At 60.5% G+C, this 22,143-nt stretch carries 19 protein-coding genes; 11 read left to right on the plus strand and 8 right to left on the minus strand.

Annotation, left to right across the window (positions count from 1 at the left end):
- Positions 1 to 27 precede the first annotated feature (27 nt).
- The 3 genes from ligA to G5287_RS00100 form a co-directional block, all read right to left on the minus strand.
- Positions 28 to 2,040, minus strand: a complete 2,013-nt coding sequence (gene ligA, locus G5287_RS00090; protein WP_421230596.1) for an NAD-dependent DNA ligase LigA — start codon at positions 2,038 to 2,040, stop codon at positions 28 to 30.
- Between the two features lie 99 nt (positions 2,041 to 2,139).
- On the minus strand, positions 2,140 to 3,309 hold the full coding sequence (gene zipA, locus G5287_RS00095) for a cell division protein ZipA (protein ID WP_206874796.1): 1,170 nt from the start codon (positions 3,307 to 3,309) through the stop codon (positions 2,140 to 2,142).
- Between the two features lie 15 nt (positions 3,310 to 3,324).
- Positions 3,325 to 6,699 carry an AAA family ATPase gene (locus G5287_RS00100; RefSeq protein ID WP_263084402.1) on the minus strand — a complete coding sequence of 1,125 codons (3,375 nt, stop codon included), beginning with the start codon at positions 6,697 to 6,699 and terminating at the stop codon, positions 3,325 to 3,327.
- A gap of 214 nt (positions 6,700 to 6,913) precedes the next feature.
- On the opposite strand from G5287_RS00100, the gene cysZ reads away from it, so the two are divergent.
- Both cysZ and G5287_RS00110 read left to right on the plus strand, forming a co-directional pair.
- Positions 6,914 to 7,678, plus strand: a complete 765-nt coding sequence (cysZ, locus tag G5287_RS00105; protein WP_421230597.1) for a sulfate transporter CysZ — start codon at positions 6,914 to 6,916, stop codon at positions 7,676 to 7,678.
- Between the two features lie 146 nt (positions 7,679 to 7,824).
- Complete coding sequence (locus G5287_RS00110) at positions 7,825 to 8,439, plus strand: trimeric intracellular cation channel family protein (protein WP_005338456.1); 615 nt, start codon at positions 7,825 to 7,827, stop codon at positions 8,437 to 8,439.
- Positions 8,440 to 8,524: 85 nt separating this feature from the next.
- On the opposite strand, the gene G5287_RS00115 is transcribed toward G5287_RS00110, so the two are convergent.
- From G5287_RS00115 to G5287_RS00130, 4 genes are all read right to left on the minus strand, one after another.
- Complete coding sequence (locus tag G5287_RS00115) at positions 8,525 to 8,776, minus strand: DUF3862 domain-containing protein (protein WP_219594582.1); 252 nt, start codon at positions 8,774 to 8,776, stop codon at positions 8,525 to 8,527.
- A 47-nt stretch (positions 8,777 to 8,823) separates the two neighbouring features.
- Positions 8,824 to 9,369 carry a DUF882 domain-containing protein gene (locus G5287_RS00120; protein WP_033136140.1) on the minus strand — a complete coding sequence of 182 codons (546 nt, stop codon included), beginning with the start codon at positions 9,367 to 9,369 and terminating at the stop codon, positions 8,824 to 8,826.
- 165 nt (positions 9,370 to 9,534) lie between these two features.
- Positions 9,535 to 11,019 carry a L,D-transpeptidase family protein gene (locus G5287_RS00125; protein WP_421230598.1) on the minus strand — a complete coding sequence of 495 codons (1,485 nt, stop codon included), beginning with the start codon at positions 11,017 to 11,019 and terminating at the stop codon, positions 9,535 to 9,537.
- A gap of 92 nt (positions 11,020 to 11,111) precedes the next feature.
- Positions 11,112 to 11,876: a substrate-binding periplasmic protein gene (locus tag G5287_RS00130; RefSeq protein ID WP_040066665.1), complete on the minus strand. Its 765-nt coding sequence runs from the start codon at positions 11,874 to 11,876 to the stop codon at positions 11,112 to 11,114.
- A gap of 316 nt (positions 11,877 to 12,192) precedes the next feature.
- On the opposite strand from G5287_RS00130, the gene G5287_RS00135 reads away from it, so the two are divergent.
- The 5 genes from G5287_RS00135 (at position 12,193) to G5287_RS00155 (ending at position 17,686) form a co-directional block, all read left to right on the plus strand.
- Positions 12,193 to 12,738 carry a hypothetical protein gene (locus tag G5287_RS00135; protein ID WP_041202288.1) on the plus strand — a complete coding sequence of 182 codons (546 nt, stop codon included), beginning with the start codon at positions 12,193 to 12,195 and terminating at the stop codon, positions 12,736 to 12,738.
- A 55-nt stretch (positions 12,739 to 12,793) separates the two neighbouring features.
- Positions 12,794 to 13,813 carry a glycosyltransferase family 2 protein gene (locus tag G5287_RS00140; RefSeq protein ID WP_219296042.1) on the plus strand — a complete coding sequence of 340 codons (1,020 nt, stop codon included), beginning with the start codon at positions 12,794 to 12,796 and terminating at the stop codon, positions 13,811 to 13,813.
- Entirely contained in the window at positions 13,810 to 14,181 is a 372-nt protein-coding gene (locus G5287_RS00145) for a GtrA family protein (protein WP_005338463.1), read from the plus strand. The genes G5287_RS00140 and G5287_RS00145 overlap by 4 nt, the downstream gene beginning before the upstream one ends.
- The gene (locus G5287_RS00150; protein ID WP_139432736.1) at positions 14,181 to 15,347 is read left to right on the plus strand and encodes a hypothetical protein; all 1,167 of its coding nucleotides are present in this window, start codon (positions 14,181 to 14,183) and stop codon (positions 15,345 to 15,347) included. Before G5287_RS00145 ends, G5287_RS00150 begins: the two co-directional genes overlap by 1 nt.
- 227 nt (positions 15,348 to 15,574) lie before the next feature.
- Positions 15,575 to 17,686 (plus strand): alpha-amylase, encoded by a 2,112-nt coding sequence (locus G5287_RS00155; RefSeq protein WP_421230599.1) that lies wholly within the window; start codon positions 15,575 to 15,577, stop codon positions 17,684 to 17,686.
- A gap of 75 nt (positions 17,687 to 17,761) precedes the next feature.
- On the opposite strand, the gene G5287_RS00160 is transcribed toward G5287_RS00155, so the two are convergent.
- Complete coding sequence (locus G5287_RS00160) at positions 17,762 to 18,388, minus strand: glutathione S-transferase (RefSeq protein WP_421230600.1); 627 nt, start codon at positions 18,386 to 18,388, stop codon at positions 17,762 to 17,764.
- Between the two features lie 170 nt (positions 18,389 to 18,558).
- Between G5287_RS00160 and G5287_RS00165 the strand changes: the two genes are divergently transcribed.
- The 4 genes from G5287_RS00165 to G5287_RS00180 all read left to right on the plus strand — a co-directional run bounded on the left by G5287_RS00165 (position 18,559) and on the right by G5287_RS00180 (position 22,131).
- Positions 18,559 to 19,203: a response regulator gene (locus tag G5287_RS00165; RefSeq protein ID WP_005347836.1), complete on the plus strand. Its 645-nt coding sequence runs from the start codon at positions 18,559 to 18,561 to the stop codon at positions 19,201 to 19,203.
- A 113-nt stretch (positions 19,204 to 19,316) separates the two neighbouring features.
- Positions 19,317 to 19,913, plus strand: coding sequence for a TetR/AcrR family transcriptional regulator (locus G5287_RS00170; RefSeq protein WP_227342129.1), 597 nt, complete (start codon positions 19,317 to 19,319; stop codon positions 19,911 to 19,913).
- Between the two features lie 82 nt (positions 19,914 to 19,995).
- The gene (locus tag G5287_RS00175) at positions 19,996 to 20,874 is read left to right on the plus strand and encodes an alpha/beta hydrolase (protein WP_421230601.1); all 879 of its coding nucleotides are present in this window, start codon (positions 19,996 to 19,998) and stop codon (positions 20,872 to 20,874) included.
- Between the two features lie 111 nt (positions 20,875 to 20,985).
- Positions 20,986 to 22,131, plus strand: a complete 1,146-nt coding sequence (locus G5287_RS00180) for a patatin-like phospholipase family protein (RefSeq protein ID WP_005347843.1) — start codon at positions 20,986 to 20,988, stop codon at positions 22,129 to 22,131.
- Positions 22,132 to 22,143: the final 12 nt, after the last annotated feature.

The following is a 22,143-nucleotide window of genomic DNA, read 5'->3' on the forward strand; positions in this document are numbered from 1 at the left end:
GGTTGTTTTTTTATCAGAGAGACGAACTCAGCTCTGGCCTTGCAGCGCCTGCTGCAACTCCTCTTCGCTCCAGATGGTAATGCCAAGCTCCTGTGCCTTGGCCAGCTTGGAACCGGCCGCTTCCCCCGCGACCAGCACATCGGTCTTGGCAGATACAGAGCCCGCCACCTTGGCCCCCAGCGCCTGCAATGCCGCCTTGGCGTCGTTGCGCGACAAGGTGGTCAGGGTGCCGGTCAGCACGAAGGTCTTGCCGGCAAAGGGTTGCTCCGCGGCCTCTTTCTTCTCGATGGCCGGCCAGTGGATGCCGGCAGCCAGCAAGGCTTCCAGCACCTCCACGTTGTGGGGCTGACGCAGGAAGTAGTAGACATGCTTGGCCACCACATCACCCACGTCCGCCACTTCGAGCAGTTGCTCCACCGAGGCCGCGCGCAGGGCATCCAGGGTGAGGAAGTGGTTGGCAAGGTTGAGCGCAGTCGCCTCCCCCACTTCACGGATCCCCAGGGCAAACAGGAAGCGCGGCAGGGTGGTACTGCGCGCAGCATCGATAGCAGCCACCAGATTGAGGGCCGATTTTTGCCCCATCCGCTCAAGACCGGCCAGCTGGATGGCATTGAGGCTGAAGAGATCGGCGGGGGTCTTCACCAGCCCCTTGTCCACCAGCTGCTCGACAATCTTGTCGCCAAGGCCGTCCACATCCATGGCGCGACGGGCGGCGAAGTGCTTGATCGCCTCCTTGCGCTGCGCCTCGCAGAACAGGCCACCGGAGCAGCGGGCAACCGCTTCCCCTTCCAGCCGCTCGACCGCAGAGCCACAGACCGGACACTCGGTCGGGAATAGAATTTCGCGCGCATCAACAGGGCGCTGCGCCTCCACCACGGCGACGATCTGCGGGATCACATCCCCTGCCCGGCGCACGATCACGGTATCACCGACCATGACGCCAAGGCGCTCTATCTCGTCGGCGTTGTGCAAGGTGGCGTTGGAGACAGTCACACCGCCGACAAACACCGGTTTGAGCTTGGCCACCGGCGTCACGGCGCCGGTACGGCCAACCTGAAACTCGACGTTCTCAAGCAGAGTCATCTCTTCCTGCGCCGGGAACTTGTGGGCGGTCGCCCAACGCGGCGCGCGTGCCACAAAGCCGAGCTCCTCTTGCAGAGCGATAGCATCCACCTTGTAGACCACGCCGTCGATCTCATAGGGCAGCTCGCCACGGCGGGCCAGAATGTCGTCGTGGAACGCCAGACAACCGGCAGCCCCCTCTTTGAGTTTCACCTCGGGACTAAGCGGCAGCCCCCACTCTTTGAGCTGATTGAGGCGACCAAAGTGAGAGCCACCGAGTTGCTCGCCGCCGACACCGACGCCGTAGGCGTAAAAGCTCAGGGGACGGCTGGCAGTGATACGTGAATCGAGCTGACGCAGGCTGCCGGCGGCGGCGTTACGCGGGTTGACGAACACCTTCTCGCCTGCGGCCAGTGCCTTGGCGTTCATCGCCTCGAAACCGGCCTTGGGCATAAAGACTTCGCCACGCACCTCCAGCCGCTCTGGCCAGCCAGTGCCCCGCAATGCGAGCGGAATGGCCTTGATGGTGCGCACGTTCTCGGTGATCTCCTCACCGGTGGCGCCATCGCCCCGGGTGGCCGCCTGCACCAGCTGGCCATTTACATAGAGCAGGCTCACCGCCAAGCCATCGAGCTTGGGCTCGCAGCAGAAGGTGAAACGCACGTCACGCTTGAGGCGATCGCTCATCCGTTGTTCGAACGCCTGCAGCTCTTCGCTGCTAAAGACGTTGTCCAGACTCAGCATGGGGATCTCGTGGCGCACCTGTTTGAAGGCGGTCAGCGGCTGACCGCCGACCCGCACACTCGGCGAAGCCGGGGTTTTCAGCTCGGGGTGGTCAGCCTCCAGTGCGATCAATTCGCGCATCAGACGGTCGTATTCGGCATCCGGCACTGTGGGGTTATCCAGCACATAGTACTGGTGACCATATTCGGTAAGCAGTTCACACAATTGACGGTGGCGGGAGAGGGTGTCGCTCATGAAAAAGTCTCGAAGTGTGATTGAACATACGGCCGGGGTAGAAACAAAAATGCGGTACCTGGGTACCGCACTTTTTCTTCACTCGACCCGCATGGCGTATTAGTCGCGACTGGCCTCGTAGGCAGCCAGCTCATGACGGTAACGGGCAATGGTCTCGTCGCTCAGCGGGCTGCGATCCATATCGGTCAGCATGGCATCGAGATCGCTGGCCAGCTGATCGGCAGCTTGCAGCATGTCCTCGAAGGCAAACGCGGCATTGCTGCGCAGCGGCAGTTGCATGAACAGGGAGACACCCGGCGTGGTGAACTGTTCCATCCGGTACGGATTGAAGGTGCCTGGCTTGACCATGTTGATCATGGAGAAGAGCACTTCACCCTTGCCATTGGCATCTTCGTGACGGTGGAAGATATCCATCTCGCCAAACTTGAAGCCCAGCGCCATCAGGGATGAGAGCAGGGTTGCACCTTGCAAGTCGTGACCCGGACGGCCCATCAGGTTGATGACATAGACATCCTGCCAGATCTTCTCGACCGGCTGGGGGGCCATGCGCGGCTCTTCCACCACAGGAGCAGGTGCCACATAGGCCGGCTCTTCATAAACAGGCTCGGGAGCCACATGACGGGGCTGCGGCTGATATTCCGGCTCGGGAGCACGCACCGGTTCGGCACGAACGGTGTCGGCGGTACGGACTGTCTCTGCACGGGCACCAAAGGTCGGGGCGGTCGCATAGGCGGGCTCGACCAGCGGCTCGTCATCCAGCGACTGCATCATGGGCTCGCGCTGGGGACGGGAACGGTAGACCGGGGTACGACGATTGACCTGAGCAGGTTTGCGCACCGGCGCGGCGGGCGCCTCGTCGAGCTCCTCGGGCAGCGGTTCGTCGAACACTTCCTCCTCTTCATAGACAGGAGGCGGCGGAACCGGGCGGGCAGCAGGCTTGCGCACTACGGGCGGCGGCAGATCGTCCTCGTCATCTTCATCATCAAAGGCGGGGACGGCAGGGCGACGACCGAGTTCCGGCTGGCGGCTCTCTTCACTGCGCAGCTTGGGCTCGGCACGACGGCCACCACTGACCACACGTACCTGGCCGATGCCATCGCTGTCGAAGGCGTCGTTATCACGATCCCGCGACTTGGAGTCCATCCGTCCAATCGGTTTCTCTTTGATCGGTGCCTGACGATTCTTTTTGTTGCTCCACAACCCGTGAATGAGCAATGCCGCAATAGCAATACCGCCCAGGGCAACCAAGATGTAACGCAATTCCTGCATTAGCTGCTTCTCTTTCTAGTTTTGCTCAGCCAAAGCGACGGCTTCACCGATATCGACCGACACAATGCGAGAAACCCCGGGCTCTTGCATCGTGACGCCAACCAGCTGCTCAGCCATCTCCATGGAGACCTTATTATGACTGATGTAAACGAACTGTACTGTGCTCGACATCTCTTTGACAAGAGAACAGAAGCGACCGACGTTCACTTCATCGAGCGGTGCATCCACCTCATCCAGCAGACAAAAAGGTGCTGGGTTGAGTCTGAAGATGGCAAAAACCAGCGCAAGCGCGGTTAACGCCTTCTCCCCCCCGGAAAGCAGGGCAATGGTAGCATTCTTCTTACCCGGAGGTCTCGCCATGATGCTCACTCCGGCCTCCAAAAGATCATCAGAGGTGAGCTCAAGCCAGGCACTGCCCCCACCGAACACTTTCGGAAACAGGGATTTTAAATCTTCGTTGACCTTATCGAAAGTGTCCCGGAACCGTATTTGTGTCTCTTTATCAATTCTTTTAATGGCTTGGCTCAAGGTTTCCAGCGCTTGCTCGAGATCCTGACACTGATTTTCAAGATAGGTTGCCCGGGTTTTCGCCTCTTCGTACTCCTCCAGCGCCGCCAGGTTGATGGCGCCGAGCGCCTCCACTTGCCCCTCCAGGGTCTGGATCTCCTGCCGCAACTTGCTGCGATCAGCGGCGATGAGCACCGCCTGATCGAGATCGACCAGTCGAACCCCCAGCTCTTCGAACTGCTCGTGCAGCCCCTGTCGACGGGTGAGGTTGCGTTCGCGCTCAAGACGTAGGGTCGCCAGCTTCTCTTGCAACGTCACCAGCTGCTTGTGATCGGCACTTCTGGCCTGTTCCAGCTCACCGAGCTGGCGCTCCAGCTCCGCAAGCCGTTGATGGCAGGCAAGCTGCTGCGCCTCCAGATTGCGCTGCTCGGCCAGCAGGGGCGCCAGATCCGGCACTGCCTCGCTATCCGGCCCTTTCAACCCGGCCAGCTCCAGTCCGAGCCTCGCCAACTCCTCTTCGCCCAAGGTAATGAGTTGGCGCAGATTGCCCAACTCCAGTTGCAAACGCTGGCAGGTCGCTTGTTGCTGTTCGCGGCGCGCACGGGCCTCGTCGACCGCCCGCTCGCAGCGAGTCAGCAGCTCCTGCGCGAGCTGCAACCCTTGCGTCAGCGGCTCCCCCTGCTCCTGCAGCTCGGCAAGGCGCGCCTCATCGAGTTCCAGTTGTTCGCGGGCGCTGGCCAGTCGCTCTGCCTCTTCGGCCTGCTCCTGATCAAGCCGGATCAGCTCTTCGCCGAGCTGACCGAGCCGCTGCAACCGCTCCTGCCGCTGACCCTGTTGCAGACTCCAGGCTTCGCGCAGTTGTTGCCATTTCTGCTCTTGCTCGCGCAAGGTTCGCTGCGACAACTCCTGCGCACTGGCAAGCTGGGCACGCCGGGCATCGGCAGCCACAAGTTGCTCGCTCAGCTGTGCCAGCCCCGCGGCAACCTTCTCCTGCTCGGTATGCAACCGCTCACGCTCACCCAGCAGCGCCATGGTGCCAAGCGCCGCGCCCTGCCCCAGATCTGCCCAGTTTGGCCCCAGCCAGTCGCCAGCAGGAGTCAGTACCGACTCACCGGCCGCAAGGCTTGGCTGGCGGGCCAATGCGGCCTCCCGGCTCTCGACCAGCCAGATGGCATTGAGGAAGGCAGGAATGTGCTCGCCGCCCAGTTGCGCCGCCAGCGTACCGGCAACCGCCGGTTGCGCCGGGCCAATCCAGAGCCCCTCTTGCATCAGATCGCACTCGTCCGCCGGCGTTGCGGTGAGCCAGCGACCCAGCACCTTGTCGAGTGCCTGTGCCCACTCGGGGGCAACCTGCAGTCGATCCGCCAGGGTCGCCCCCTCCATCTGTTCGCCGAGGATCTGATCCAGGGTCGCCAGCCGCGCCTCCAGCTCCCGTTGCAGGCTCAACTGCTGGCCATGCTGCTGCTTGAGTTGTTCATGGGCGTCGACCGCCTGTGCCAGCTGCTCGGTCAGCTCGCCATTGGCCGCCCGCGTCAGCTCCAGCTCACCACTCAGGGCATCGAGGGCCGGTTGCAGATCGTCGGCCTCTGTGCCGAGGGGGCCAGCGAGTTCATCTTCCAGCTTGAGGCGGGCCAGCCGGGTCTTGGCCTGCAGCTCCTGCAGACCACCCAACCGGGTACGGGTCTGGTTGAGCTGCCCCTGCAACCCGGCCAACTGTTGCTGCCACAGCTGCTGGCGCAAGCGGGCCTGTTCCAGCTGCTCGCTGGCGTGCTGGCGGGCCTCCTGCTGCTCGGTGAGCAATTGCTCACACTGCTCCAGCCGGGCGCTCTCCTGCTCGGCGCGCAATACCCCTTCGGTCAGTTGATCCTGCTGGCTGGCAAGCTGCGCCTTGCGGGTGGCGATCCGCTCGCCCAGCGCCTCTGCACGGGCCTGCCAGTCGCGCCCCAGTTCACTCTGGTGCAATTGCTGTTGCTCGAGACGGGCGATGGCCTGCCCGCCGAGAAAAATCTGTTGCTGACGGCTCGCCTGCTCGGCTTGCGCCTCTTGTCTGGCGACCGACAGGGTGACGTGGCGCCCCTCATCGGCGGTGCGCTTGGCATCGAGCGCCGCCAGCGCCTGCTCGGCTTGCGCCAGTTCGGTTTTGGCCTCGCCAAGGCGCGTCTCCAGCGCCCACAACTCGGAGCCAATCAGCTCGGCGCGAGCGGCGCGCGAACGACCCTTGAGCTGTTTGTAGCGCTCGGCCGTTTCGGCCTGGGCTTTGAGGTGGTCAAGGCGCGAACCCAGCTCGCCGCGAATATCGCCGAGGCGCTCCAGGTTCTCCTGAGTGTGGCGAATGCGCTGCTCGGTCTCGCGGCGCCGCTCCTTGTAGCGGGAAACCCCGGCGGCCTCTTCCATAAAGAGCTTGAGATCGGCCGGGCGCGACTCCACCAGTCGGCTGACAGTGCCCTGCTCGATAATGGCGTAGCTGCGGGGGCCAAGACCGGTGCCGAGGAAGAGGTCGGTCACATCCTTGCGGCGGCACTTCTGGCCGTTGATCTGATAGTGGTTGGAGCCGTCGCGCAGCACTTCGCGGCGCACCGAGATCTCGGTAAAGCGGCCGAACTCGCCGGGCACCCGGTTGTGGGGATTGTCGAACACCAGCTCGACCGAGGCGCGCCCGTGCGCACTGCGATTGATAGAGCCGTTGAAGATGACATCGGTCATGTTCTCGCCGCGCAGATGACGGGCGGAGCTCTCCCCCAACACCCAGCGCACCGCGTCGATGACGTTGGATTTGCCACAGCCATTGGGGCCCACCACGGCGGTCATGTCTGCCGACAGTTCGATGCGGGTCGGCTCGACGAACGACTTGAAGCCGGCGAGTTTGATCAGTTTCAGACGCATGGCGACCTGTATCAGTGGCTAAATAAAGAGGATGCGGGCAGGTGACTTTACCAAATCCAGACCCGGCTTTGTTTGTAATATGCAGGCATCATCCCCATTCAATGCCCGATTTTTGGTCGCCACGGCACGAAATAAGGAATAGTCGGCGACTTTACCAAATCAAAGGCTTGTTTGTAATATGCTGGCAGTTCTCCCATGCATAGATGGAGCTCACATGAGCCAATCACCCCATATGGTCAAAGATTCAATCAGCGGTGCAGATTACTTTCTGCGCGGTTTTTCCCTTATTCGCCAACCGGGCATCCGCACTTTTGTGCTGATCCCCCTGCTGGTCAACTTCGTGCTGTTTGCCGGGGCCTTCTATGCCCTGCTACTGCAACTGGACGACCTGTTCGCCTGGCTCCATCAGCAGATCCCCGCCTGGCTCGACTGGCTGGACTATCTGCTGTGGCCCATCGCCCTCATCACCATCCTGGTGGTCTTCTCCTTTATCTTCAGCTCGGTTGCCAACTGGGTAGCCGCCCCCTTCAACGGCCTGCTGGCGGAGAAGGTGGAGCAGATCCTCACCGGCCAGCCCGCCAATGACAGCGGCATGCTGGATATCGTCAAAGATGTGCCACGCACCTTCGGCCGCGAATGGACCAAGCTGAAGTATTACCTGCCCAAGGCCATCGGCTGCCTGATCCTGTTTCTGATCCCTGTGGTTGGCCAGACCCTGGCGCCGGTGCTCTGGTTCCTGTTCAGCGCCTGGATGATGGCGATCCAGTATGTGGATTATCCGTTCGACAACCACAAGATCGGCTTCATCACCATGCGCGATGCCTTGAAGCAGCGCCGCGGCAAGTGCCTGAGCTTTGGCGCTTTGGTGACCCTCTTCTCCGCCATTCCGGTGGTGAACCTCTTTGTGATGCCAGTCGCCATCTGTGGCGCCACCGCCATGTGGGTCGATCACTACCGCAAGGAGCAGTTGGGGCGCTAACCCTTGAACATTGATTAGAAAAAGGCACCCGAAACGGTGCTTTTTTTGCATTTAGCATGAATTAAATTAATGCATGCATTCGATAGCTTGTCCCATATGACACGAGTTGGTAGGATTCTGGCCTTTCTCGTTCCCTGGGATATCTCATGTTACATGCACTCTTCTTGGTGGGCCTGGTGGCCGAAGGGATGACCGGCGCGCTGGCCGCGGGTCGGCGACGGATGGATCTGTTTGGTGTGGTGATCATCGCCTCGGCGACGGCCATCGGTGGTGGCACCATCCGCGATGTGCTGCTCGGCCACTATCCGCTGCTCTGGATTGAACATCCGGAATATGTGCTGCTGGTTGCCGCAGCCGCGATGGCGGGTGTGGTCTCCGCCCCCCTGATGCGCTATCTCGGCAAGCTGTTCATGGCCCTCGATGCCCTGGGGCTGGTGGTCTTCTCCATCTTCGGTGCGGCCCGAGCGCTGGATATGGGCCACGGCGCCGGTATTGCCTGCATCATGGCGGTGGTGACCGGGGTCTTTGGCGGGGTGCTGCGGGATCTGCTCTGCCAACGCATTCCGCTGGTGTTTCGTCGCGAGCTCTATGCAGCCATTTCGCTGATCACCGCAGCGCTTTACTGTCTGGCGCTGGATCAGGGCTTGCCGACCAACTGGGCGGCGTTCGGTTCTATCGGAATTGGCTTTGTACTTCGGCTGCTGGCGGTTCGCTTCAAGTGGGGACTGCCCACCTTCAACTATCAATACGCCACCCACTGAGTACGCCAGCTTCTGGCGAGGGGGGTTGGATTGCGAGCAACAAAAAAGCGCCCGAGTGGCGCTTTTTTCATGGACGTTCTGCGACTCAGTTAATCCCTTCCGAGCTGAAGAAGGTCGCCTTGTCGGCGATAAAGCGGATCTTGATGTTCTTCCCTTCCCCGCCCCAAAGGCAGCTGGTGGTGCCCAAGGCATCATCACAACGCTCCGCCTTGCCCAGAATGGTGCTGGCCTCGGCGTAACTCATCCCCATCTTCAACTGGTCATAATTTTCACGGTTGAGCTTGCTGCAACCGGTCAACGACAGGGCGATCAGGCCGCCAATCACTATCTTTTTCATCGCTATCTCCTCACTGGTGGGAAGAGCTTGGCAGCTTGCCAACCCCTTTACCAGCTGCGAACCGGGCCGGTATCGAGGTGAACGAAGTTGTCACGGGGATAGTAGCCGACCCCACCCACCTTGAGATTGAGGGCCGCCTTGCGCAGATGGGCCAGCTGAACGCCGGGGATCCGCACATCCACCGCCTGCCCCAGGGTGTGGTAACTGTGCTTGGCCACGCCGCGGCTCTTGTGACGCTTCTGGCGATTGGTGGCCGGTGCCCGATAACCGGAGATCAGCTGGATTTCGCTGCGCCGACCCAGCTTGTGCTGCAACAGGAACAGCTGATCAAACAGCTTCTTGTCGATGTTGAACACTTCGTTGCGCCGGTAATCGCGGAAAATGTGATTGAGCTCGGCCAACCCGTCGCTCAGATAGTGGCCATTTTCCCAATAGCTGGCGCGCACCCGCTCGCCGGTATTGAGATTGAAGAAACTGAGTTCACGCCCGGTGGTACTGCGGCTGGCCAGTGCAGGGAAGGAGATCAGCGAGCTGCCCAGCAGGCAACCGGCTCCCAGCAACAGGCGACGTCGACTTATCTCTTGTTCCAGCATAAGGGGTTCGTCCATCGCAGATTCAAGCGAAAAATAGTTGAATAAGATCACTGATTGAATGTGATACAGGCGCTTGAAACTACCCTCCGGCAGTGGGAGCTGTCAAACCTCAATCGCCCATAGAAAAGCCCGGCACAGGCCGGGCTTTTCACTCTGTGGCAGGGATCACAGCAGGCGGCTCTGGAAGCTGACCCGATCAAATCCGTAGATGTCGTTGCGCAGTTGCTGGCGACCATTTTCGTCGATCCAGCTGCTCCAATAGACGGTAAAGACCGGGATCGGCGTGGTGAGCGGCAACCATTTGGTCTGGCTCTCCTTGAGGATATTGGCCACCTTGTCCGGCTGATAGCGGGAATCTGCCAGCAACAGCTCGGCCAGATCGTCCGCATGTTCCACCCGGATGCAGCCCGAACTGAAGGCGCGTGCCCCCTGCTCGAACAGCGCCTTGCGCGGGGTGGAGTGCAGATAGATAGCGTCATTGTTGGGCAGGTAGAACTTGTAGCGTCCCAGGGCATTGTGATCACCCGGCTTTTGCCGCAGGCGATAGGGGAAACCGGCGTCCAGCGCCTGATGCCACCCCTCTTCGGTGAACTGCACCGGGTTGCCCTCGCTGTCGATCACCTCGAACTGCTCGCGACTCAGATAGGCGGGATCGCGCCCCAACTTGGGCAGGATGTCCTTGCTCAGGATGGAGCGCGGCACATGCCAGGAGGGGTTGAGCACGATGGAGCGAATTTCGCTGGCCAGAATGGGGGTGGCCCGCTGCTCCTTGCCGACAATAACCCGGCTGGTGAATACCTCGTTGCCGGACTCCACCACGCTGAGCCGATAGTCGGGAATATTGACCAGCACATAGCGTGGCTTGCTCAGCTGATCCACAAGATCACGACGCCACAGGTTGCGCAACAGCAAGCTGGCACGCACTTGCGGGCCGGTATTGAGCCAGGAGCGGGTCTGACGGCCGATGATACCGTCCGCGGTGAGCCCATGACGACGCTGGAACTGTTTGATGGCCTGCTCGGTATCACCATCGTAAATCTGATCACCATGGCTCGGAGCACTGTCGCCCAGCTCGTTGAGCATGGCGCGGATTTGGCCGAGCTCGGCGGAGCTCTCTCCGGCACGCAGGGTCGGCATATCGAGAGTCGGCCACTTGCTGGCCATCGGCATTGCCAGCAGTTTGTGCACTTTGGCCCGCACCGCCTCGTATTCCGCCACCTGAGGGCGCAGGGATTTCACCTGGGTGAGCAGGTCATCATCGCTGGGTTGGGTCACCACAGGGCGGTTCAAATCGAGCTTGAGGGTCTTCATCTGCTCGCGCGAGACCAGATCCATCCCCCGCCAGGCGTGCTGGAAACGACTGAGCTTGGCAAAAATGTCGTCATAGATGGCGCCACGCTTGTCTGCTGGGGTGGCCTGCAGGCGCTTCCACAGCGTGAAAAAATCGGGATGCAGCTGAGCAAGCACAGCCTCTTGCAGCTGCTGTTCCAGCTCGACACGGGCCTGTTCGGCCTGACTGCCCTGATACCAGTCGTGCCCGGTTTCACTGGCCGCCACTACGACTTGTGCTTCGGTCGCATGTACCGCGCCAGCGGGCAAACATCCCAGCCACACCAGATTGGCAAGGGCCAGCCAATACTTCATCCCCATGGGTACCTCAAAACGGTTTGTTCACTCTGTCGGGCCTGACAAGCAGACCCGATGCTCAGGCCGCTCATGATGCGTGAACGGCCAATACTTTGCTAGCGCCCGGGGGCATAACGCTGCCAGATAATGTCATACGCATCTGTCTCCTTGAACCGCGCCAACGCCTGATTGAATTGTTGCAAGAACTGCGGCGAAAAGCTGCGCTTGCCCAACATAAAGAAGCTCGGCGATTCAGATACCACCATGGGGTGACTGGTGAACAAACCGCTCATCCCCTCCTTGCTAAGGGCGCTGGGGGTAGCCAACATGTCACCGAGGAAACCGTCGATCCGCCCGCGGGCCAGCTTCTCAAAATTTTGCTGGTCGCTCACTGCACTCACCTGTTTGGCATAGCGAGCGAGCAGCGACATCACTTCATCGCCATAGAAGTACTCTTTGGTGACACCGAGGGAGTAACCACTGGCCAGCCAGCTCGCCAGCTCCTGCTCGGGGTAGTGGCTGCCCTTGCGGATCCACAGCAAGGTGCGCCCCGGGTTGTAGGAGTCGGAAAACCAGGCATAACGGGCGCGCTCATCATTGATATTCGCCTCCATCGCCATGTCTATCTCGCCATGCTCCATTTCGTGCAGTACCCGCTTCCAGGGCAGCTCCACATAGTTGACCTTGCAGTGCATGGAAGTGAGCACAGCCGTCAGCACCTCGGCTGCATAACCGCGCACCTCTTGCGGTGAGTCGGCTTCGTAATAATGGTAGGGGGGCCAGTTATCGTAACCGACCTGAATAGGCTCGGGACACAGGGCCTTGGCCAATGCCATTGGCGCCCATAATCCAAGCAACAGACAGCAAGAGATCCACTTCATATGTCATCCTTGACGAATAAGTGAGTCATCATAAATCGCCCCCTGCAAAATGGCGATAGAGGCCAGATGACTATCGCATCCGCTAGAAAATGACGCAGCAAAGCACGTCTATTTGCCAATTGCTCCGCCGGAGCGCCACTGGCAACCTGCACCCCGCGAGACCTGTTTAACCGGGAAACAGCAACGTTTGGAACAGGGGTAAAAAGGGGTTAATATGTGACCAAATATTTTTTTGTGATCCACTATGCTTTTTTTGCAATTGGATTAGCATATGCGCGACATCGGCCTACCCATTCTGTCAGGCATAGAGAGTGATATGACGTACAAAAAGTTCGGTTTTTTGACTGCCATTCTGGCGTTAAGCGGTTTTTATCTTTACACCCTCTATCTGGCTGCTCACCCCAACGTGAGCCTGGCCTACAAACTCTATTATCTGGAAGGCAAAACCCGCTTCTGGGAACACAACTCCAGCATGACCTATCAGCCTGGTAACGAACTCAATCTGACCAAGCCGAGCCGCTTCCTCTCCAGCGAAGGCTGGGCCAAGAAGCCGAGCGATGAAGGTACCCTGCTCAGCGGTCAGGGCGGTCTCTACTTTGTGCTGCCCAAGCAGGCGGCCAATCCGGATCAGCTTACCGTACAGGCCCGCATCAACAGCCCGGAAGCCGGTGCCCTGTTGAAAGTGGCGCTGGGTCACGACTTCACCACCACGGTGAAACTGGCCAAAGCGGGCATCAACGAAATCCGCCTCAGTCTGCCCGGCGACTCACTCACGGCAGATCCCAAGCGCCCCAATTTTCTGGCGCTCTCGGCACCTACTCCCATCAATGTGCAGTCGGTACGTTTGACCGTAGCCCAGTGATCCTTGCCCCGAATACCATTTTATAAAAACAACTATCCCAAATAAGGACGTTCTTATGTCGCATCCAGATTTTCGACTCTCTCTGGTCGTTCCCGTTTACAACGAGGAAGAGAGCATCGATGCCTTCATCAACGCGATAGACAACGAACTGGCCCCGCTGAAAGACCAGCTTGAAATTGTATTCGTCAACGATGGCAGTCGTGACCGCACCCGTGAAGTGGTCGAGCAGGCCATCGCCCGTGACCCGCGCGTTACCCTGGTCAACCTGGCACGCAACTTCGGTAAAGAAGCCGCCTTGACCGCCGGTCTGCATCAGGCCAAAGGGGATGCCATCGTGCCAATGGACGTGGATCTGCAAGACCCGCCCGCCCTGATCCTGGAGTTCGTCAAACTGTGGCAGACCGGTGACTATGACACCGTCTACGGCATCCGCGTCGATCGCAGTGCCGATACCCCGATGAAGCGCCTGACTGCCGGTGGCTTCTACCGCTTCTTCAACGCCCTCTCCACCAGCACCAAGCTGCCGGAGAACGCCGGTGACTTCCGCCTGATCGACCGTCGCGTGGTCGAGGCGATCAAGCTGCTGCCCGAGCGCAACCGCTTTATGAAGGGGCTGTTTGCCTGGGCCGGTTTCCGTGCCGTTGGCGTCCCCTACGAGCGCCCGGCCCGTCACGCCGGTGAAACCAAATTCAACTACTGGAAACTGTGGAACTTCGCCCTCGACGGTCTGCTCAGCTTCTCCAGCTGGCCGCTGCGGGTCTGGAGCTATGTGGGTGTCGGCGTCTCCTTCGTCGCCTTCCTCTACATCCTCAAGATCGTGACCCAGGTGGTCTTCTTCGGCATCGACGTGCCCGGTTACGCCTCCCTGATGTCTGTAGTGCTGTTCCTCGGCGGTATCCAGCTGCTGTCGCTCGGCATCATCGGCGAGTACATCGGCCGCATGTTCGTGGAAGTGAAACAGCGCCCGGTCTACCTCATTGAAGGGGTCTATGGCCAGTATGCCAAGCAGGATACGGCCAAACCGCGGAGCGCTGACAGCAACCCGCAAGAGCAGCAGGAGCAGGCGCCGCAATGATCTCCCGCGAGGAATTCTGGCGGCTGGTACGTTTCGGTTTTGTCGGCGGGGGGGCTACCCTCGTCGACCTTGGCACCTCCATCGCACTGTTTCATACCTGGCCCACCATCTCGGAGCACCTGGTTACCACGCTGGCTTTTGCCATCGCGTTCTGGTTCTCCTTCTTTGGTCACCGCTACATCACCTTCCAGAAGCAGGGAGCCGCCAGCAAGTTTCTGCTGGTCGCCCTCTTCTCGCTGGCGGTGCGTAACCTGATCCTGAGCGGCCTGCTGTTTGCGGGGCTCTCCGGTCTGCTGCCGGTGGTCATCGCCACCCTGACCGTTACCGTCCTCACTTACGTTCTCTCTCGCGTCTGGGTTTTTGCCTGATGAATGATATGACCAATACTGCCCCGCTAACCGGGGCTACACTCCCCTATCGCCCGTCACTGCGCATCAGCGGTCGTGACTGGCTGATGATCATCGCCGCCTTCATGCTGAGCCGGGTGGCGCTGTATGGCATGGGTTACTTCGGTGTCCAGCTCTATGGCTCCCCCGACATCGGCCCGCTGCAGGCCTATTGTCAGTTCGACTGCGTCTGGTTCCAGCGCATCATCGAAAATGGATACGATCTCTACCCGCGCTGGCTGAGCAAGGGCAATGCGGCCAACTGGGCCTTTATGCCGCTCTACCCGATGGTCTCCGGCGCCATCTCCAACCTGTTCAATGTCGAGAGCCTGATCGGCCTCATCATTGTTACCAATATCTCTTTCTTCGCCAGCCTGCCGCTGATGCTGCTGGTGTTGCGTCAGCTCAAGCTGGGGGACGATACCGCCCGCTTCGGCGTCTGGCTGCTCGCCTTCTCCCCCTTCTCAGCCTACTTCGTCTCCGGTTATACCGAGTCGACCTTTATGGCGCTGATGCTGGGGATGTTCCTGTTCGCCTATCGGGAGCAGTGGCTGATGGTGGCCGTGCTGGGGGTCTGTATCTCCGCCACCCGCAACCTGGGGGTGATGATGGTCTTCCCGGTGCTGATCCTGGCGCTGCAGGCCTACGGCTGGCGGGAATTTTTCCGCTTTACCGAGCGCGCCTTCAAGGTGGTCTTCACCCTCTGGATGATCCCCTTTGGCCTGTTTGCCTACATGGTCTACCTCTATCACCTGACCGGCGATGCCTTTGCCTTCAAGCACATTCAGGTGGCCTGGGGTCGCTACATGGACAGCCCGCTGGATTGGTGGCTGAGCGGTTTCGAGCTGGGCGGCCGCAAGGCTTACCTCTCCATCATGGTGATCTTCGGCTGGTGTCTGAACGGCTACCTGTTCAGCCAGAAGCGCTGGGCTGAAGCGACCCTGATGTTCATCTGCTGCACCATCCCGCTGATGACCGGCCTCAACGCCATGCCACGCTACATGTTCGGGCTCTACCCGACCCTGCTGGCCATCATTCTGCTGACCCATCGCTGGCCCGCTATCCGCCCAGCAGTGCTCTGCATCAGCGGCATGGTTGCCTCCTTCATCGCGGTGGCCTTCGTCAACTTCAAGTTCTTCACCGTCTGATGTGACGACAATGCCTAACACACCAAATGCCGGTCACCTGACCGGCATTTTTATGGCCGCTATTTTTATCGACAGAGCGTCCCATCTCCTCTCCGTCACACTTTCCTCGGCTTGAAAACGTAACCATTTGAACTGATGTCACAAATCGGCATTTTGCCGATCCAAGGCGCGCTTTGCTGCTCCTAGAATGGGCCCTTGTCCGAACTGCCCTGCTCAAGGAATGGCTTATGCGTCGTGCTCATCACTTATCCCCTCTCTGGCTCGCCCTGCTGGCCGCCCCTCTGTTCATCCAACAGGCGATAGCTGCCCCCGAGGTTCGCCTCTATGTAGATGGTCAACCGGTGGCGGCCCCGATCGCGCTGGACAAGGGCACGGTGGAGCTGACTCACCCTCTTGCCAAGGGGAGCCACCAGATCCGCATCAGCGACGCAGACAACAGTTGCGGTACCAGCTTTGGCCCGAGCGAGAGCAAGCCGCTCCCCTTCGGCACCGCCCAGCCCATGGACAAATGCAGCAAGGATCAGAGCTTTACCCTGCGGGTGATGCTGGCCGGGGAGTATCAGTTCACCTTCAACCCGGATACCCCCAGCCTCAAGGTGCTGCGGGCGACCAAGAAGAGCGAATTCAAACGACAGCCACCACAAGAGCCCTGCATCAGCTGGGATGGCGGCCCGGTCACGGTATCCCTGAAAGGGGTTTGGCCCGAGGGTACCCGACTGAGGGATGCCTACTCGAAACAGGAGGCGGTGGTCAAACAGGGCAAGCTGACCCTGAGCCCGAGCAAAGAGAGCGGCGGCCTGCTGCTGCTCGAGCCGGTCAAGGCAGCCAAGCCAGCACCGTTCAGCTGGGATCAGGCGAGCGTCTATTTCCTGCTGACCGACCGCTTCAACAACGGCGATCCCGCCAACGACCACAGCTTCGGCCGCCAGAAGGATGGTCAGGATGAGGTAGCCACCTGGCATGGCGGTGACTTCAAGGGGCTGACCGAGAAGCTCGACTACATCAAGAGCCTCGGCATGAACGCCATCTGGATCACCCCCATGGTGGAGCAGGTTCACGGCTTCATTGGTGGCGGCGAGCAGGGCAATTTCCCTTTCTACGCCTACCACGGCTACTGGGCGCTCGACTTCACCAAGATTGACCCCAACTACGGCGATGAAGAGAGCCTGAAAACCCTGGTGGATGAGGCCCACAAACGCGGCATGCGGATCATCCTCGACGTGGTGATGAACCACGCCGGTTACGCCACCCTCGCCGACTTGCAGGATTTGGGGCTCACAGAGCTGGCCCAGAACACAGCCAAGCTGCCGACCGTCTGGAACCAGTGGCGCCCGAGCGGCGGCCTCAACTGGCATGGCTACAACCAGTTCATCGACTATCAATCACCCGCGTGGAACAAATGGTGGAGCGGTGACTGGGTGCGCGCCGGTCTGCCCGGCTACCCGCAGCCAGGCACCGACGATGTCACCGGCTCGGTGGCGGGGCTGCCGGACTTTCTCACCGAATCGACCAAACCGGTAGGGCTGCCGCCGTTGCTGGCCGCGAAAAAGGATACCCTCGCCAAGGCGCTGCCCGACGCTACCGTGAGCGACTACCTGATCGCCTGGCACACCGACTGGGTGCGCCGCTTTGGCATCGACGGCTTCCGCGCCGACACCGTCAAGCATCTGGAACCCGAAGTGTGGGCCAAGCTCAAGCAGGCGGGCACCGCTGCACTCAAGGAGTGGAAGACCAACAACCCGGGCAAGGCCCTCGACGATCTGCCCTTCTACATGGTGGGCGAGGTGTGGGATCACGGGGTAGCCAAGGATTTCTGGTATCAGAACGGTTTCGATTCCCTGATCAACTTCGACTATCAGCGCGAGTTTGCCCTGCCCCAGGCCCAGTGCATGGCCAGCGCCGAGCCCACCTATGCCAGCTACGCCAGCCGTATCAATCAGGATCCCGAGTTCAACGTGCTGAGCTACATCAGCTCCCATGACACCAAGCTGTTCTTTGGCGACTATCAGGATGTGCCGCTACAGCGCCGGGTCGCCAACAGCTTTATGCTGCTGCCGGGCGGCATCCAGCTCTACTACGGCGACGAGTCCGGCCGCGGGCTGGCCAAGGATGGCGGGGTGTTCGATCAGGCGCTGCGCTCGGACATGAACTGGCAGGAGCTGGCCAGCGGAGACAAGGCCGAGCTGGTCAAGCACTGGCAGCAACTGGGCCAGTTCCGCGCCGCACATCCGGCCATTGCGGCTGGCAGCCACCAGAAACTCTCGGATACCCCCTACGCCTTCGTGCGGGAGAAGGGGGATGACAAGGTGGTGGTGGTCTTTGCCGGTCGGCAGAAGTAACTCTTGGGCCATATATACCAGCAACAGAGAGGGGAGCCACTGGCTCCCCTCTCTCGTTTATCTATCTGCCAAGGCTCACTGTGACTGGCGCGCCGCCACCGGCCACTGCAACCGCGCCTTGAGTAGGGTCTCCTGCCACAGAGGCCAAGAGAGCAGCGCCTGCTGATAGACTCGCGCCAGACCGGGCAACAGGATGCCGTAGCTGGCCAGCCGATAGGCCATCACCGCATAGAAGGCATCGACAATGCCCGCCTCGCCAAAGTAGAAGGGGCCCCGCGTCTGCGACCAGATCTCCTGCAAACGGGCCAGCTCACCGACCGCCTCCACCGGGGGATCGATACGGGTTGGCGCCCCAAGAAAGAAGGGGAGTAGAGAACGGATCTGCCGAAATCCTGCATGCAACTCGGCGCAGAGGCTGCGAGCCAGTGCCCGCTCGGCCAGCGAAACAGGATAGAGCTGGCGGTCGGGACAGAGCTCGTGAACATATTCGGCAATGGCCAGCGAGTCGTGAACCCGCACGCCATCGTGTTCGAGCCAGGGCACCAGACCGGCCGGTGCCAACCGCTTGAGCCGCGCCAGCGACTTGGCATCCTCCAGATCGAACACCTGCTCCTGCCACGTCAGCCCGCTCATGGCGAGCACCAGTGCCGCCCGCATCGCCCAGGTGGAGCCGGTGCCCACCGCCAATACCAAGGATCCCATCTGTTGCCTCCTGCATGAGTTGCCTGCGACCGGCCGATCTGCCCTGATGGCAAAACATCCGATGGTCGCTTCACATTTGCGCACCGGCGGGTTTGACCCTCTTGGTGAGCGATGCTAGTTTGATTTTTCAAAACAATCAGTTAGCAACAATGTGAGCCATTAACCGAAATATGGACAGCCAATTTACCATCGTCATCGCAGATGACCACCCCCTGTTTCGGGGCGCCCTATACCAAGCGGTGCACATGGCCATCAACGACGCCCAATTGCTGGAAGCGGACTCCATCGACAGCCTGACCAGCCTGCTCGGCGAGCACCCCGAGGTCGACCTGTTGCTGCTCGATCTCAAGATGCCGGGAGCCAATGGCTTCGAGGGGCTGGCCCACCTGCGCGGCCAATATCCCGACCTGCCCATAGTGGTGGTCTCCGCCTCGGAAGATGCGGCCATCATCCAGCAGGTGTTGCGGCTCGGGGCGCTCGGCTTCATTCCCAAATCGGTGCCGATGAAGGAGCTGGTCAATGCCCTCAATACGGTGATCGGGGGGGATAACTGGGTGCCGGAAGGCATCTCGCTCCATCCCGAATCGGAAGATGGCCCCGATTTCGCCAGCAAGCTGGCTAGCCTCACCCCCCAGCAATACAAAGTGCTGATCATGCTGCGCGATGGCAGCCTCAACAAACAGATCGCCTGGGAGCTCAACGTCTCTGAAGCCACCATCAAGGCCCATATCACCGCCATCTTCAGAAAACTGGGCGTCAAAAACCGCACTCAGGCGGTTATCGCCCTGCAACAGCTCGATATCAAGGAGAACTGACCCCCGCGCATAGCGACACGTGCGAGACGACATAGCCAGCCATGCTGGCTATTTGTTGCTCGACAATTAGCACGATCGTACTTTATGCTGCCAGCGCCAACGAGGAGAGAGTGATGAGCAAAGGGCGCCTGACCCGGGAAAACATTTTGCAGACAGCCTTTGAGCAAGCGAGCCAGCAAGGGCTGGAGAGCCTGACCATCGGCTCGCTGGCCAGCGCCTGCGAGATGTCCAAAAGCGGCCTGTTTGGCCACTTTCAATCCCGAGACAATCTGCAGATCGCCGTGCTGGAGTACGCCGCCGAGGTGTTTCGGCTGCGGGTGATCCAGCCGGTACGTCAGCAGGAGCACCAGAGCCAGCACGACAAGCTGATCGCCCTGCTGCGCGCCTGGCAGGCGTGGAACCACTGCTTTGCCGGACGCTGCATGTTCCTCGACGCCTGGACCTCGGTGCAGGATGGCCATGAGCAAAAGAGCCCCGTGCAGCAAGCCGCCCGGCAACTGGTGCGCTTCTGGCTCGACTATCTGGCCCGTCAGGTGGTACAGGGTCAGGCCGCAGGCGAGTGGCGACAGGAGATGGATCCCTGGCGCGCCGTTTATCGCCTCTATGGCCTCTATCTGGCGGATCAGGTGTTCAACGATCTCGAACTGTGTCAGGATCCGGCCCACCACTTCTGGCCCGAGGTGGACGCTCTGCTGAGCAGCTGGCGCTGATGTTTTGGCATCCGTTCAACACGACTTTTTAAAAACCGATAAAAAAGCACGACCGTTCGCACATAAAAACCACAGGATGACCATGAGCAGCAAGATCTACTTCAACACCCGCCGCTTCAGCCCGAGCAAATGGCTGCTGGGGATAGGCACCCGGTTGCACCACAGACTCGCCCCCACCCATGCCAAGCGTACCGCTAGCAAGTTGCTGCTCACCCCCCAGCGCAACCAGCGGGGTGGCCACGAAACTGCCGGTCTGGTGAAGCAGGCCGTCCATACCAGCGAAGGGGTATTGATGAGCTATCGGCTCGGTCAGGGACCACTGTGGCTGCTGATGCACGGCTGGTCCGGCAGCGCCAGCCAGTTCTATCCGCTGATGAGCCATATCGCCGCGCAGGGTTTCACCGCCATTGCCTACGATCATCCGGCCCACGGCCAGAGCGCAGGCAACACAGGCCACCTGCCCCGCTTCGTACGTGCCTTCGACGAGCTGGCAACCAGGCTGGCCAGCGAAGCAGGCCCACTGCACGGGGTCATCGCCCACAGCATGGGGGGCGCCGTCATCCTCTCCAGCCGTCAGCCGGGTATCGATACCCTGCCGCTGCTGTTGATTTCGCCGGTGCTCGACTATGTGCCCCAGCTCTACGGCATGGTGGCACGCTCCGGCTACTCCATCCGGCTGTTCGATGCGGTGGTCAAGGAGATTGAGCAGGAGTACCAGCACCCCTTGAGCACGGTCGATCCGCTGGGCCGACTCGCCAGTCGCAGCGGCGCGGCGATGATCGTGCACGACGAGGAGGACAGATTTGCCCCGCACGGCGATTCCTTGCGGGCCAGTCAGGATGGTCATACCCGGCTGGTGAGCACCCGGGGACTGGGCCACGGTCGCATCCTCGCCAGCGCTCCGGTATTCGCCGCCTTCGATCAGCTGGCGCGGCCGGAAAATCCTCACCGCGCCCTTTGACATGGGGCCATGAAAAAACGGGCGAGCGCCCGTTTTTATATTTGATACAGCGCCTTATAGTTAACTTGTCAGTGGGAACATTCTTGTCAGGACACAATAAGGCGCCAGCATATGGCCAGACCCAATACAGCGTTGTTGCTCACCGGTGGCGGTGCTCGCGCCGCCTATCAGGTCGGTGCCCTCAAGGCGATTGCGGAGCTCTACCCGCGCAATCTCGGCATCCCTTTTCCCATCCTGTGTGGCACTTCGGCGGGGGCCATCAATGTCACCGCGCTCGCCTGCTACGCCTCCTGTTTCCATCTGGGGGTACGCAAGCTGGAGTGGGTCTGGCGCCGCTTCGAGACTCACCACATCTTCGATTTTCACCCCGGGCGCCTGCTGTGGCGGTTGATGTACGAGGGGTCGGCGGGGCTGATCAATCCCCACACCAACCACGCCTTTCACCTCTTTGACAACGCGCCGCTGCACCGCCTGCTGGATCAGCTCATCGACTATCACCGCATCGATGACAACATCCTCTACGGCAGTCTGGAGGCGCTGGCCATCACGGCGTCGGATTACGATGACGGCCTCTCCACCACCTTCTTTCAGGGGCGAGCCGACCACCATCCTTGGGAGCGGGCCAGACGGCGCGGTGTACGCACCGTGCTTACATCGGAGCACCTGCTCGCCTCCTCGGCGTTGCCCTTTGTCTTTCCGGCCACCCGGATCGGCGAGAAGTTCTACGGCGACGGTTCCATCCACCAGCTGAGCCCGCTCAGCCCCGCCATCCATCTGGGGGCGGAGCGGATCCTGCTGATCACCCTGGATCCGCCAGCCCACTCGGCACCGACCCATCATCACGGCCATCTCACCAGCTCCAATATTGCCAGCCATCTGCTCGATACGGTCTTTACCGACACCCTCAACTCCGATCTGGAGCGGCTATGGCGCATCAACCAGACTCTGGATCTTATCCCTGAGCGGGAGCGCAATCGCCTCAAGCTGAAGCGGGTGGAGACCTGCGTGCTGAAACCGAGTCAGGATCTCGACACCATCGCACTGGCCTACCTGCGCAAACTGCCGCTAAAGTTGCGCCGCCTGTTGCGGGTGCTGGGTGTGAAGGGGGATGAGACCAGCAGTCTGGCCAGCTTTTTGATGTTCTATCCGGGTTATTGTCAGCAGCTGATCAAGCTGGGCTATCAGGACACCCTGAGGGAGCGGGAGCGGGTCGTCGCCTTCCTCGATATCGAAGGGCTACCAAAAGAGCGGGAGTAAAGGGGGTAACCG

This window comes from Aeromonas sp. 603079, from assembly GCF_049172135.1.
GTDB classification, from domain to species: domain Bacteria; phylum Pseudomonadota; class Gammaproteobacteria; order Enterobacterales; family Aeromonadaceae; genus Aeromonas; species Aeromonas veronii.